Here is a 13,745-nt window from a genome sequence, read left to right on the forward strand (position 1 = left end):
GGGGTCTAAAGCGTCTCTATTTCCCGCAGGAGTCGAGCGTCCTCTGCTCCATTTCACTTCGTTTTCAAACCTATTTTTAAACTAAAAAACACGAAAATTTATATATATTAACTATATAAATTTTCGCGTTTTTTATTAGTTGAAATGCTTTTGTCCCAACCTCTCTATTTAATAAACATTATAAATAATCTTCATCCAATAGCTTTTTAGCCCATGAAATGGATTCTGCATATTCTTTAAATAGTTCCTTTTCTTGTATATTTAACTCTTTGCAGCCAAGTCCTATTCCAGTCCAATCAGCTGTTTCTGCAGCTATGACCAATTGGAGTACATCTCGTTGAATATTTTTCTCTCCTGATAATGCTTGTACAATCGTTTCATCTAGAGGTAAATCAGAAAGAATTGTCGCCATATCTCTATTCATAATGGTATCCATAAGGGAGAACATACCCGTTAAAAAAAAACTGCCGTATTCTTGTCTTCCAGGGATTAGCTTTGCGACCGATTCACACATTTTAGAGCGGATTAAACAATTAAGCATTACTTCAAATGAGATTCCATTCTTCCACTCATTTTCTCTTACGGTTAAAACGTATATCCATTTTTGCAGCTCAATAAGCCCAATATAAATAATCGCATTTTTAATACTTGTTACCTTTTGCTTCATTCCATAGCCTAGTGTGTTTATTAGTTTCAATAATTTATAGGACAATGAAATATCCTGCTCGATTAATTTTGAAATACGATTAATATCTGGATCTTCATCATTCAAAAGTTCAAGTATCTTATAATACGTATGAATATAGATTGGTACATCGTGAGTAGACATAATCAGTGGTCTTGAAAAGTAGTAACCTTGAAAATAGTGATATCCTTTATTTTTAGCTTGTTCATACTCTTCTTTTGTTTCCAGCTTTTCTGCAACCAATTCAATATTATTCTTTCTCGCCAACGTTTCCAAATCTGAACGTGTTTCCTTAGTTGTTTGCTGAAAATCAACTTTAATCATATCAGCAAGTAATAGCAAAGATTGTGAGTATAGATTGCTTTTGTCAAAAATAAAATCATCTAACGCTAATTTATAGCCTAGTTGTTTTAACTCTATGCAAATATCGATTATTTTTTGACTGGGAATAACGCTTTCGAGAATTTCGATTACTATGTTTCTTGGTTGAAAATATGTAGGCAGTCTTAGTTCTAATAAATTTTCTGTGAAATTGATGAAACAAGGTTTTCCGTCTGATAGCTTATCTATCCCAATATTAAAGAAACTGTTAATTAGAACTTCTGTCGTCGCCTGATCTCCATTTATATTTGGAAATGAATTCATGTTATTATGTCTATAAAGCAATTCATAGCCATAAACCTCTTCCATTCGATTAAATAGTGGCTGTCTCGCCACAAAAACTTCCATTCCTTTACCTCCGTCAATCTATTTGTGCCATAGTTATTGTCATTTTAATAAATTTATAAGCAGAAGGTTGTCGAACCTTGAGTGTAAGATAATTATTTTTAGCGCTTAAAATGTCTTATTTTGATTAATTATAGGGGCATCTATGGTGCAGTTATTTTTCGATGATAAAGACCATCCTTTATCCTGGTATATTAGTAAAGTTCTTATTCAAAAAATAAAATAAGCGCTATGATAAAGGATGGATCTTCTTTTTGATTAATGTGTATATTGAAGTACAAAATTAATCAAAAACAATGAGGATATGAAATACAAAGGAAGTGAAACATCTTTCGCTTTACCTAATGCTATCTTTAAAATTGGGTAAAGGATAAATCCGATTGCCATACCATCTGCGATACTATAAGTAAATGGAATCATAGCAATAATAAAGAAGCTGGGAAAACTTTCACTTAAATCCCTTAAATCCAGATTACGGATATTTTGTAGCATTAATCCTCCAATAATGATAAGAATCGGTGCAATCGCACTGTCTGGTATTAATTTAATAACAGGAATAAAAAACGCAGAACAAAGAAAAAGAAGTCCTGTTGTTACCGCTGTTAGACCTGTTCTCCCACCAGCTGTCATACTTGCAGAACTTTCCACTGTCGCTACTGTTGGACTTGTGCCAAAAAAACTAGAAAGAAATACAGATATAGAATTAGCTCGAAAAGCCTTTGTAAATCGGTCTGGTCTATCAATAGATTGCACATGGTTATTTACCAATCCAATATTCTCAAAAATAAGTACCATCGTTAGGGAAAATACCGCAATCCAGAATGGAATCGATATTAGTTTATCAAAAGACATATGACCAAACACATTCTTGTATTCTTGTAAGTGGAGCGATTGACTCTTTCCGCTATTTACATCAATTATTCCAAAACTTGCTGCTATCAATGTGCCAACAACAATCGTAATGAGGAAATTTCCCTTCACATTTCTTAAAAATAGGATAATACTTATTAAAAATGTGAGTACAGTTGCTAATACATGTAAATCACTAAAAGATCCTAAAGCAATAATGGAATTCGTTCCTCTTACAACAAGCCCGCCTTTCTCCAAACCGATTAGCATTAAAAATAGACCTAACCCTACAGTAATCGATTCTTTCAATGAAACAGGGATTGAATCACTTACAATCTTTGCAAGCTTCGTAAAGGCAACAATCATAAACAAAATTCCTGAAATGAATACAACCGCCAGAGCTTCTTGCCAAGTTAAAGCCATTGAATGGACAATTGTATAAGAAAATAAAGCATTAATCCCCATACCAGGTACAAGTAAAATCGGAACATTCCCGTAAAAACCCATTAAAAAACAACCTACAACTGACGTTAGAATCGTTGCAATGATCGCTGCTTCTAAAGGAATACCTGCTTCTGCCAAGATTAAAGAGTTCACCACCACAATATAAACAACAGTAAAAAATCCAATAATCCCTGCAAAAATTTCACTTTTAAAAGTGGTTTGATTTTCTTTTAGCTTAAAAAATGAAAAAATATAATCTTTCATTTGAAATACCTATTTAGTTATAGCCCTCTCCCTACCCGCTTCCCTCTTAAACACAAGAAAAGCATGTCATATATTGACATGACTTTCAGCATGAAATAGGGTAGCCACAAGAATTTATGATAGCAGATTCCCATTACTTTGCCAATGTTTTTTAGGAGAAAATACTTACTTTTTCCTACAGATTATGATGATTTCGCCTTTCCTTAGTAATATTTTCTTATCAAAAAAATTTCAGAATAAATTCAAATAAATCAATGATTTGTATACGCAAATATTTTCGCCAATAAAGCATATAGATGGATTACTTCTCTATCCGAAGCATGTGGATCAATTGTAAATAAAGGAAGATTAGGGTCCATGAATCGCTTTGACCACTCCTTTGGCATCCAGCCTTTTCTCAAATGTGCTAATACAATCCCATCTTCTTTCTCAAAATGATATTCCGTATTACCAAAGCTCTTTTTCATCCTGAGTGATTTTTCACCAAATAAAAAAATCCGCGAAGATCGTTTATCTGTTTTCATCTCCATTATTGAGCTTATCATTCTATTGTCTTTATTTAAAATCTCTATCCTATTCCGCTTCATTCTGAAAGTATATTGAAGCACGTTCTCCGTATTATAAAATCCATATGATTTTACATAAAACAGATCAAATAGAAAGGGAAGATACCAGCGAATCACCGAAAATTTCACATCTTTAATTTCTCCAATCTCTTGCCCATTTCTATCAAAAATAACCATACGCAGTGAGGGTGCAGGTAAAAATGATAAAACAACTGTATTTGTTTTTAAAATGGAGTTAACTTGACCAAATGAAAATATTGTATCTACCTTTTCGAATCGTCGTTTATGTAAATAATACTGGCTATAGCAAGTTACACTATAGCATCCAAATGGCACTAAAAGTAAGAAATAAGTAATGCTAGAGTGACTAAAAATAAACAGCACCGTAAAAAGAAAAATTGGAATGCAACTAATTAGACTAGCGTTTAAAGCAGAAACGGCTGTGTATTTATAATATTTTTCTATATTCATAACGAGTCTCCTTTATTTCCATTCTTCCTTACAAGGTTGGATTGTGAGTTTTGGCATATTTTTTAATCTGTAGTAACTATTCTATTAATTTCTACTCAAATCTATGATTAGTTAATGGAGACTTTTTTGGAAAAAATGAAATTAGTTCTATTAAATTGTCTATTATTCTTTTTTATTTTGGAGCAAAAGAAAATGGAGGTCTGCTTTCCAACGCTTTATCGATGGAACAGGAAGACTATAAATTCATTAGGGATATATCAATCCACAAAAGGAGGACAAGGAATGAAAAGAATGGTACCCTCTGCATGAATGAGGGATTAACAGTAATGATGCTTTTTTTTGTTAAATGGAATAATACAAATAAAAAAAACTGCTGCATATTCCCTATCTCATATACACCACTATCAAGAAGGATAGTATTATACTTAAGAGAATATGCGGCAGTTCTTAAAGCATGTCATGTTTAGTCAAATGGACTATTTAATAAAACGAATTGTTAATGGAATATGATACGCTTGACCCTCATAAGATTTTATTGCTGCAATAATTGTAAATACAAACGCCATTATTCCGATAATAGGTAAAATAATCACTCCTATAATAATAAATATCAGAATCCAGGCAATAAACGAATAAATAGCATAAGAAATTAAAAAATTGAAATATTCCTTACCATGATAATTAACAAAAGGTGAATCCTTTTTCACGAGCCAAATAACTAATGGTCCGATAAAATTAGTAAAGAAACTTGATACGTAAATCAACATTGCAAAAATTCTCTCATCCGTTGATGATACATCTTCTTTGAAATCCATTTGAAACCTCCGAATTGTAATAATAATTGCTATATTATTATATACCATTGATTAAATTAAATGTTTCATTTTTCTAATAATATTTGTCCAATTATTTTATTATGTTTTTTCATCTATATAACTATTTAGCCTCCCTCACCTTTACATTTATTCATAAAAATTTTACATTTTGTTTGTATTTTCCTATTTTCATTTTCTACATAATTTTGTATGATATAGAAAAGTAATTTGTTATCATGAGATAATAATAAAAGATGGGAAGGCAAATGGTGCGCCACCGCTTTGGTTCTAGTGGGTTCGATTCCCACCCCGAAATTTTTTTTCAATTGGATTAAAAATTTCGAGGGTGGGCATTTCTTTATCAAGAGTAAGTTCTGCCCTCAGGACACGGAGGGATTATTATGTTAAAGAAAAGAGATCTCGAGGATTGCCAAGTGTTATATCCTTTAATGACGCATCCAGATGTCTTCCCATTTGTGCGTCAAAAAGCTAATTCATATGAAGAATACCTGTTTCTAACAAAACAAACAATGGAAGCAGAAGAAAGAGGAGAACTTATTTCAAGAACCATTTTGGACGAATGGCAAAACCCAATTGGTACGATAAGTTTATTTGATCTAAATAATAATATTGGCTTTCTAGGAACATGGCTAGGGAAGCCATATCATGGAAAAGGATACAATAAATTGGCAAAGGAACTATTCTTCTCTGAAGCATTTTTTGACCTAAATATTGACAGCATATTAATGCGGATTAGAAGCCATAATACTCGATCGCTAAAAGCAGCCGAAAAGCTTCCTTATGCTATTTCTGCCAATGAGACAAGAAGCAATCTTTTACAAGCCTTAAATAGCTCTGGCACAAATTATCAACTATTTGAAATTCCTAAAGATTTATTTACTCTTTATACTTTACGTCAAACTACTGAAGAGAGTACAAATGATCTCAGAGAGGCGTAAATTCATTGGTCAACTGTTCATAATCTACTAAGATCAGCGATAGCTCTAGTATCTATCTACTGATCTTATTTTATTTCTTACATTTTTTCTGTGACATTTTGAATGAAGAAAAGAACCGATAAAGCTTGAACTTAAAGGTTCCTTCCTATGTTAGCAAACCCTTATTTACTCTTCTTAAAGGTTTGATAATTTTTATTACCACCAGAAAGATTATAAATATCGCTGTACCCTAAATTTCGTAATACATTTTGCGCAGCATTACCTGTTGTACCACTATTGCAATATGTCACAGTAGGGAGCAACGGATCAAGATTCTTCGATTTTTCACGCAAATCACCAAGAGCTATATTAATGGCACTATCCACACATGAGGCTTGAAATTGTTTTGCAGAACGCGTATCAATTACCTGTATTGCTTCACCATTATTTATTCTTTCTGATAAATCACTTGGGGTAATTAGTTTATTTTTCTTTTCTATAGCATTCTGTAACGCCATCCCAGTATACATAACAGGATCTTTTGTTGTACTAAAAGGTGGAGCATACGCTAAATCAAGATGGAATAAGTCTTCAGCTTTTGCTTGAAATGTAATGGCTGTAACAAATACATCCATTCGCTTATCCACCCCTTCTTCCCCCACAATTTGTACGCCTAATATTCTGCCTGTTTGTCTATCAGCAATTGCCTTAATGATTAAATCTTTCCCTCCAAGATACTCCGCTCTAGCAGGTTTGATATTGTGCAGGATTTCAATTGAATATCCTTCTTCTAATGCTTCTTTTTCTGTCATACCAGTTTGTCCAACAGCTAAATCAAAAACTCGCAGAATTCCTGTACCTAAAATACCTCGATGCTCTAGTGAACCACCAGTTATCACATCACCAGCTATTCTCCCCATTTTATTAGCTGTACTACCCAATGGACGATACAGCGGTTTCCCTGTTATTAAGGAAAAGCTTTCCGCCACGTCACCTACTGCATACACATCTGGTATATTTGTTTGCATTTTACTATTTACAGCAATGGCCCCTGATTGACCAATATTAACACCTATTGCCTCAGCCAATTGTGTATTTGGGCGCACACCTGTTGCTAAAATGACCATATCTGCTTCGATAACTTTTCCTGATTTTGAATGTATTTCCGCTTCATTTATTGCGGTTATTTCTTCATTTAAAAGGAGTTTTACCCCTTTTTTAACTAAGTGCTCCTCTACACGTATAGCCATATCCTTATCCAAATGAGACATAACTTGATTGCTACGCTGAACTAACGTTACATCTAATCCTCTTGTTTTAAGCTGTTCTGCCATTTCTAAGCCAATATAACCTGCGCCAATAATAGTTGCTTTTTCGGGCTGCTTTTCTTTCATAAATTTTTCGATAGCTTTCGTATTTTGAATGGTTCGAACCTGAAAAACATGCTCCAATTCTACACCACTAATTTCAGGAGTAATTGGTGTTGCACCTGTTGCAAAAACTAATACATCATATATATCCTCTTTTACTTCGTTTGTATCTAAGTTTTTCACTTGAATCTTTTTCTCTACAGCATCGATACTGGTAACTTCATGTCGGATAAAAATGTCTACATTATATCGTTTTTTAAACCAAGATGGAGTCCTTGGTGTTAAAGTTTCCAATTCATCTATTTCTCCACCTAGAAAATAAGGAATTCCACAAACTGAATAGGAAATGTCATAATCTGCATTATATAAGGTGATCTCGGCTTGTTCGTCATTTCTACGTGCTTTTGCTGCTACAGAAGTCCCTGCTGCAACCGATCCTATTATAATAATTTTCATGTTTATCCTCCTATATGCATTCATTTTTTTCTTAAATCGATTTAACCTTTCTTTTTTGCAATGAATCATATAAAAACAGGCGACTAAAAATGGCTCGTTCCTTCTCTCTTGCTTTTTTTAGAGTTCGGAGATTAATGGTTTAACTTACCAACTATGAAAGGAAAGAAAGCCAGAAGTATAAGCCAATTAAAGTAATAAAAAGAGTCGGAATGGTTAAAATTATTCCCGTTTTGAAATAGGTTCCCCATGAAATCTTTACCCCTTTTTGTGATAATACATGTAGCCATAATAAAGTTGCCAGTGAACCGATCGGGGTAATTTTTGGACCTAAATCGGAACCGATTATATTAGCATAAATTAATCCCTCTTTGATTACTCCAGTTGCATTAGTATCTGCTATTGCTAAGGCATCGATCAGGACAGTCGGCATATTATTCATTATGGAAGAAATAATAGCAGCGATGAATCCCATGCCAATGGTTGCAACAAACAATCCCTGATCTGCAGCTGCTTGAATAACGCTTGAAAGCAGGTTGGTTAATCCTACATTCCGAAGACCATAAATAACAACATACATTCCTATCGAAAAGAAAACAATTGCCCAGGGTGCTCCCTTCATTACATTCCGAATAGATACCGCCTCGCTTCTTCTTGCAAAAAAGAGAAAAATAATTGCGATAATGCCAGCAACAAACGATACTGGAATCTTCAAAAACTCACTTCCAAAATAGCCAATAAGTAAGACCACTAAAATGCCCCAAGAAATCCGGAACATTTTTTGATCTTTAATTGCATCAACGGGAACCTTTAAGTGGCTTGAGTCATACTTCTTAGGAATACTCTTACGAAAGTATAGATATAACACAAGGATACTAGCTAATAAGGAGAATAGATTTGGAACAATCATTCTGGATGCATACTCAACAAAACCAATACCAAAGAAATCAGCAGAAACTATATTCACTAAATTACTTACCACCAACGGCAAGGATGTAGTATCTGCAATAAATCCACTAGCCATAATAAATGGAAAAACCATTTTTTCTTCTAGCTTTAATGCTCGAACCATCGCGAGTACAATGGGGGTTAAAATAAGTGCTGCACCATCGTTTGCAAACAACGCTGCAACAATTGCACCTAATATCGAAACATAAATAAACATCTTAAGCCCGTTCCCGTTCGCGGCTCGTGCCATATGTAGTGCTGCCCATTCAAAAAAGCCAATTTCGTCTAATATTAAAGAGATAATTATAATTGCTATAAAGGCAAGTGTTGCATTCCAAACAATCCCTGTTACATCAGCAACATCATTAAAATCTACTACACCTACCAGTAATGCTAGTATTGCCCCTCCACAGGCAGACCAACCAATCGAAAGATTTTTTGGCTGCCAGATAACCAATGTTAATGTTAATAAAAAGATAATTATTGCCAAGACTGTTTGTAACAAAGTGTCAACCTCCATTAATTACATATGATTCTAAAACCTTTTTCTTCTAACCTCTCGATTTTTTCTCGCTGATTTGGGATGTGTTTTAATAGCTCCATTATCATTTCATAATAGTCACTAGTATTATTTAATGAATAAAAAACCCACTGCCCCTTTTTTTGTTCCTTTACAATTCCCAAATCTCTCATTTTACGAAGATGCTGACTAATTGCTGGCTGTGATATATTAAAGATTTCAACAAATTCACACACACAGCATTCTTGTTCAGACAACAAGCTTACAATGCTAAGTCTTGTTTTATCCCCTAGTAATTTTAAAACACTAGCTGTCTCTTTTAAAGATTGGTCTTTTTTGCTCATTTTTATCCTCCTTTCTACACGATTTCCTATTACATAAGCTTATTGTTATATACTTATTTAAAGAAAAGAAATACAATATTTATTAGTATTTGTATCTATTCTTTTAATATATAATTATATACTTATATATTATCAGTAAAAAAAAGGTGCTGTCAATTACATTTTTTTACTTTTAAATACAAGAAATTCTTTTGCCGTGATCTTCTAAGCTAATAAATTTTTCTTCTTGCTCATTTACTTACTTTAGAATATCGTTAACCATCGAAAAATGTATATTTTGTTGATTTAGAAAATTGATTACCCAGTCCAGCATCCTTTTACTTTCTCGAATGTTGACTAATAGCAGGTTGAGACAATTGAAACCCATCTACAAATTCACATAAACAGCATTCGTGAACCGTTAGCATCCCTACCATTAATAACTATGTTTTATGCCCTAAAAGGTTTAAAATATTTGCTTCACTGTCAAATTGTTTCGAAGACATATATTCTTATCCATTTCCATTCATATATAAATTTCATCATAATCTGTTCATCTTAACTACAAACCACTTTTATGCAAAGAATTTAGAAGTTTCCGTTTCTTTCGTTCCATCATTCTCCCAATCTATGGTATAATACGAAACGTTATTGTTAAGAAAGAGGACAAAAAGATGAAACAATCAAATTCAATTAATCAAAAGTTAACACAAATGATCGTTATTTTAATGCCTGTACTTGTTACACAGGTTGGCATATTTGCACTAAGCTTTTTTGATACGACAATGTCTGGACATTATAGTCCCGTTGACTTAGCGGGAGTAGCAGTAGGGAGCTCCTTATGGACACCAATCTATACAGGACTCAGTGGGATTCTTCTTGCTTTACCTCCAATCGTTTCCCAATTAATGGGTAGAAGCGAACCACAAAAGGTACGATTTTCAGTTATCCAAGCTGCGTATCTTTCTTTTAGTATGGCTGTAACACTTATAATAATTGGCTACTTCTTTTTAGAGTCCATATTAGGAAGTATTGGGTTAGAAAAAGAAGTCTTTAACGTTGCTTACCATTACTTAGTAGCCTTGAGTACGGGGATTATTCCTATTTTCTTATACTTTGTTCTTCGTTCTTTCATTGATTCCCTTGGCCAGACTCAGATTACCATGTTTATTACTTTAATTGCCATTCCGATTAATGTAGTATTAAATTATGCACTTATCAATGGGATATGGATATTTCCCGAGCTAGGTGGAATAGGAACTGGTTATGCAACAAGTATAACGTATTGGATTATGTTTTTTATTGCCATTTATATCGTGCATCGAAAACAGCCTTTTGTTTCGTTTCAATTATTTACTCAATTTTCAAAAGTATCTTGGATTAAATGGAAGGAAATTTTGACAATTGGGATTCCGATTGGTTTTTCCGTGTTCTTTGAAACAAGTATCTTTAGTGCTGTGACAATTCTAATGAGCAATTACGATACTAATACAATTGCTGCACATCAATCGGCAATTAACTTTGCCTCACTCTTGTATATGGTTCCCCTCAGCATTTCTACAGCATTAACCATCCTTGTTGGTTATGAAGTTGGAGCCAATCGCTTGAAGGATGCAAAAGCATATAGCTGGTTAGGAGTGGGACTAGCGTGTTTCATTGCATTTATAAGTGGAATAATTCTGTTAACATTCCGAATGGATATTGCTGAAATTTATACAAAAGATTGGGAAGTGCTAAATCTAACAGCTCACTTTCTTATTTATGCGATATTCTTTCAATTATCAGATGCTATTCAAGCACCAATTCAAGGAGCTTTACGAGGCTATAAAGATGTAAATGTTACACTTCTTATGAGCTTTCTATCCTATTGGGTGATTGGTTTACCAAGCGGCTATCTTCTTGCTATGTATACCCATTTAGGTCCCTTTGGCTATTGGATCGGTCTCATTATCGGTCTTGCTACAGGAGCTATTTTCTTAACGAGTCGATTAATAAAGATACAGAAGAAAAAATTTGCTTATCCGCAATATCAGCATTAAAAGAGTGATTACCACAAGGGGAAAGATGTAAAAAAAGATAAAGTAAAACTTCCATCAGTGGTGGGTTTTCCTTTATCCCCCTACTATTGAATGGTAAAACTCTTGGTCATTACGGTGCTAATCTCCGACCTACCTCTAAGTATCAATAGAACTAGAAAATTTCTATCCCCTTCATATAAGAGAATATCTTCCATCATATAAATCTATGATTGTCACCATTCACATTGTTGATAACTAAACAAATCAAAAGTCCCTACTTTAACCTCTTACTGTTTAGTTAATAAATGTTGCTTTAGAAGATATAACAGAACAGATTACGACTCAGAGGCAAGTAAAATTCGTAGCATATCAATATCATGATGATTTAACTGGTTTATTCAAATGAAGAGGAATTTATCGAAATTTAGAAAGTCACCATTCACGCTAACACGCTTGTGGCAACTATTCTTATCGATCTCGACATGTTCAAAGACATCAATAATCTTGGCCATGTCGCTGGAGATACCTTACTGAAGCAAGTTACGGGAAGATTAAAAAAAATATTGATACGAGGTGAATTGCTTGCAAGAATGGGGAAGACGAATTTTTTCATTTGCCTTATTGCGCCCTATAGTCGGAACGAAGTATTTGAAAGAATCAAGAATATTCAAGATTTAATGAAGGAGCCATTCCTAGTACAAGAGACTTTGAAAGAAATTACTATAAGCATCGGTGTTTCTTTTTATCCAGAAGATGGCAAAGATTTAAACACGCTGATTAAGCATGCTGATATGGCCATGTATGAAGTCAAGCATTCTGGAAGAAATAATGTCATTTTCTTTTCTTCTCAGGTTGAAGAGAAGAAACTAGAACAAATCAATATGCTTCAGTCATTAAAGATAGCTCTTAAGCAAGAACAATTTATTCTTCATTTCCAACCCAAGCATAGTACTAATCACAAAAAAAAAGTAGGTGTAGAGACATTAGTACGATGGAACCATCCAGAAAAAGGTTTTGTCAGTCCAGATGAATTTATTTCATTAGCAGAGGAAAACGGTCTAATTATTCCTCTCAGTAACTGGATTATTGAATAGGCAATAAGCTCATTTTCGGGTTGGATACTAGAATATAATGTGAATTTTCACCTTTCTATCAACATATCGCCTATTCATTTTTTAGATGAGAACTTTATACCATTTTTATTTGCGCAATTACAGAAATTCAAACTTCCAACACATATGATTGATCTAGAAATCACCGAAAACCTGGCTATTGAAAATACAGAACAGACTAAGAAAAAAATTAATATACTGAAGGAAAAAGGAATCCAAAAATCGATGGATGATTTTGGAACAGGTTACACCTCCCTGACATACTTATCACAGTTCAACCTGGATCGCATAAATATTGATCGTTCCTTTATTAAAGAATTACCAAAAAATAAAAATGATGCGGCCATAGTACAATCTTTGCTATTTGTAGCCAAAAACTTAAATATTACGGTAACAGCTGAAGGCGTTGAAAAGGAAGAACAATTAAATGCCTTTTAGAATGGGGATGTGATGAAATTCAAGGCTACTATTATAGTAGGCCATTACCAGAGGATAAACTTCTTAAGTACTGGCAAGAAACGGTACAGTAATATATTGATAATGGTCCTTAGGCTACTTTGTAAAATGAATAGTTAGACATGGAGCATATGAAAAAGGCATTGCGCTTATCTGATTTTTTTCAATATTCATTTAAAGAAATGCCAACTAGGCAAATACACACTTTTATTATGTGTGAATACAATGAAAAATAAGCATATATTTGCAAAGGTGAGAAAGGATGAATTTCCAATGTTCCCATGGAATTTATTCCCTTTTAATAAAGATTCAAAAAATAGAATGGATCAAATGAATCCTCAAGATATCCAAAAGTATGTACAAGAAATGATGGATAAACTTATGCCAGAATCTCTTCAGAAAATGGAGCCAGATACTATGTTCCAGCAATTTTCAAAAGGTGCGAATTATCGCAATGATAACATTCACGATTCAGAAAAATTCAATTATGTCGTTTTTGAAACCCATCATCACGTTTATGTCAGAATTCCTATTCTAGAAAGCAGCTGGCTTGAACATATTAAGATCTTTTATACATCTAACCAATTAGTAATAGAGCATATTCCATCATTTGAAGACAAACATATGATTACATTGCCTGCCATTGTAAGAAAAAAAGGGTCTGCTGCCGTTTACAAAGATCATATTTTAGAGATAAGGATTCAGAAGAATATTGATATTCAATTTTCGGAGATTGATGTAACAGAAATGAATTAAAAAGGAAGCGGGAATTTTTATGAGTTTTGAC

The 13,745-nt window shown here is 33.5% G+C and carries 11 protein-coding genes and 1 pseudogene; 4 read left to right on the forward strand and 8 right to left on the reverse strand.

Features of this window, described 5'->3' with window-relative positions; translation table 11 throughout:
* Positions 1–178: 178 nt before the first annotated feature.
* The 4 genes from ADJ83_RS04140 to ADJ83_RS04160 all read right to left on the reverse strand — a co-directional run bounded on the left by ADJ83_RS04140 (position 179) and on the right by ADJ83_RS04160 (position 4,820).
* Positions 179–1,414, reverse strand: coding sequence for an EAL and HDOD domain-containing protein (locus ADJ83_RS04140; protein WP_031535956.1), 1,236 nt, complete (start codon positions 1,412–1,414; stop codon positions 179–181).
* 255 nt (positions 1,415–1,669) lie between these two features.
* The gene (locus ADJ83_RS04145) at positions 1,670–2,968 is read right to left on the reverse strand and encodes an NCS2 family permease (RefSeq protein ID WP_031535957.1); all 1,299 of its coding nucleotides are present in this window, start codon (positions 2,966–2,968) and stop codon (positions 1,670–1,672) included.
* A gap of 251 nt (positions 2,969–3,219) precedes the next feature.
* Positions 3,220–4,005, reverse strand: a complete 786-nt coding sequence (locus tag ADJ83_RS04150) for a hypothetical protein (RefSeq protein ID WP_031535959.1) — start codon at positions 4,003–4,005, stop codon at positions 3,220–3,222.
* 476 nt (positions 4,006–4,481) lie between these two features.
* Positions 4,482–4,820 carry a DUF4870 domain-containing protein gene (locus ADJ83_RS04160; protein WP_031535963.1) on the reverse strand — a complete coding sequence of 113 codons (339 nt, stop codon included), beginning with the start codon at positions 4,818–4,820 and terminating at the stop codon, positions 4,482–4,484.
* Between the two features lie 401 nt (positions 4,821–5,221).
* Here ADJ83_RS04160 and ADJ83_RS04165 point away from each other — a divergent pair, with 401 nt between their 5' ends.
* Positions 5,222–5,779 carry a GNAT family N-acetyltransferase gene (locus tag ADJ83_RS04165; protein WP_031535965.1) on the forward strand — a complete coding sequence of 186 codons (558 nt, stop codon included), beginning with the start codon at positions 5,222–5,224 and terminating at the stop codon, positions 5,777–5,779.
* 161 nt (positions 5,780–5,940) lie between these two features.
* On the opposite strand, the gene ADJ83_RS04170 is transcribed toward ADJ83_RS04165, so the two are convergent.
* From ADJ83_RS04170 to ADJ83_RS26720, 4 genes are all read right to left on the reverse strand, one after another.
* Positions 5,941–7,584 carry an FAD-dependent oxidoreductase gene (locus ADJ83_RS04170; protein ID WP_031535967.1) on the reverse strand — a complete coding sequence of 548 codons (1,644 nt, stop codon included), beginning with the start codon at positions 7,582–7,584 and terminating at the stop codon, positions 5,941–5,943.
* A gap of 151 nt (positions 7,585–7,735) precedes the next feature.
* The gene (locus ADJ83_RS04175) at positions 7,736–9,034 is read right to left on the reverse strand and encodes an arsenic transporter (protein WP_031535969.1); all 1,299 of its coding nucleotides are present in this window, start codon (positions 9,032–9,034) and stop codon (positions 7,736–7,738) included.
* Between the two features lie 14 nt (positions 9,035–9,048).
* Positions 9,049–9,393, reverse strand: a complete 345-nt coding sequence (locus ADJ83_RS04180; protein ID WP_031535972.1) for an ArsR/SmtB family transcription factor — start codon at positions 9,391–9,393, stop codon at positions 9,049–9,051.
* Positions 9,394–9,710: 317 nt separating this feature from the next.
* Positions 9,711–9,809, reverse strand: a complete 99-nt coding sequence (locus ADJ83_RS26720) for an ArsR family transcriptional regulator (RefSeq protein ID WP_349205146.1) — start codon at positions 9,807–9,809, stop codon at positions 9,711–9,713.
* A gap of 237 nt (positions 9,810–10,046) precedes the next feature.
* Between ADJ83_RS26720 and ADJ83_RS04185 the strand changes: the two genes are divergently transcribed.
* The 3 genes and pseudogenes from ADJ83_RS04185 to ADJ83_RS04200 all read left to right on the forward strand — a co-directional run bounded on the left by ADJ83_RS04185 (position 10,047) and on the right by ADJ83_RS04200 (position 13,714).
* Positions 10,047–11,411 (forward strand): MATE family efflux transporter, encoded by a 1,365-nt coding sequence (locus tag ADJ83_RS04185; protein ID WP_031535973.1) that lies wholly within the window; start codon positions 10,047–10,049, stop codon positions 11,409–11,411.
* Between the two features lie 434 nt (positions 11,412–11,845).
* Positions 11,846–12,940: pseudogene (locus ADJ83_RS26155) on the forward strand (putative bifunctional diguanylate cyclase/phosphodiesterase).
* 243 nt (positions 12,941–13,183) lie between these two features.
* A complete protein-coding gene (locus ADJ83_RS04200) occupies positions 13,184–13,714 on the forward strand; it encodes an Hsp20/alpha crystallin family protein (RefSeq protein ID WP_311298667.1) in 531 nt (176 codons plus the stop codon).
* Positions 13,715–13,745 lie beyond the last annotated feature (31 nt).

The organism is Bacillus sp. 522_BSPC, assembly GCF_001076885.1.
GTDB lineage: Bacteria > Bacillota > Bacilli > Bacillales > Cytobacillaceae > Niallia > Niallia hominis.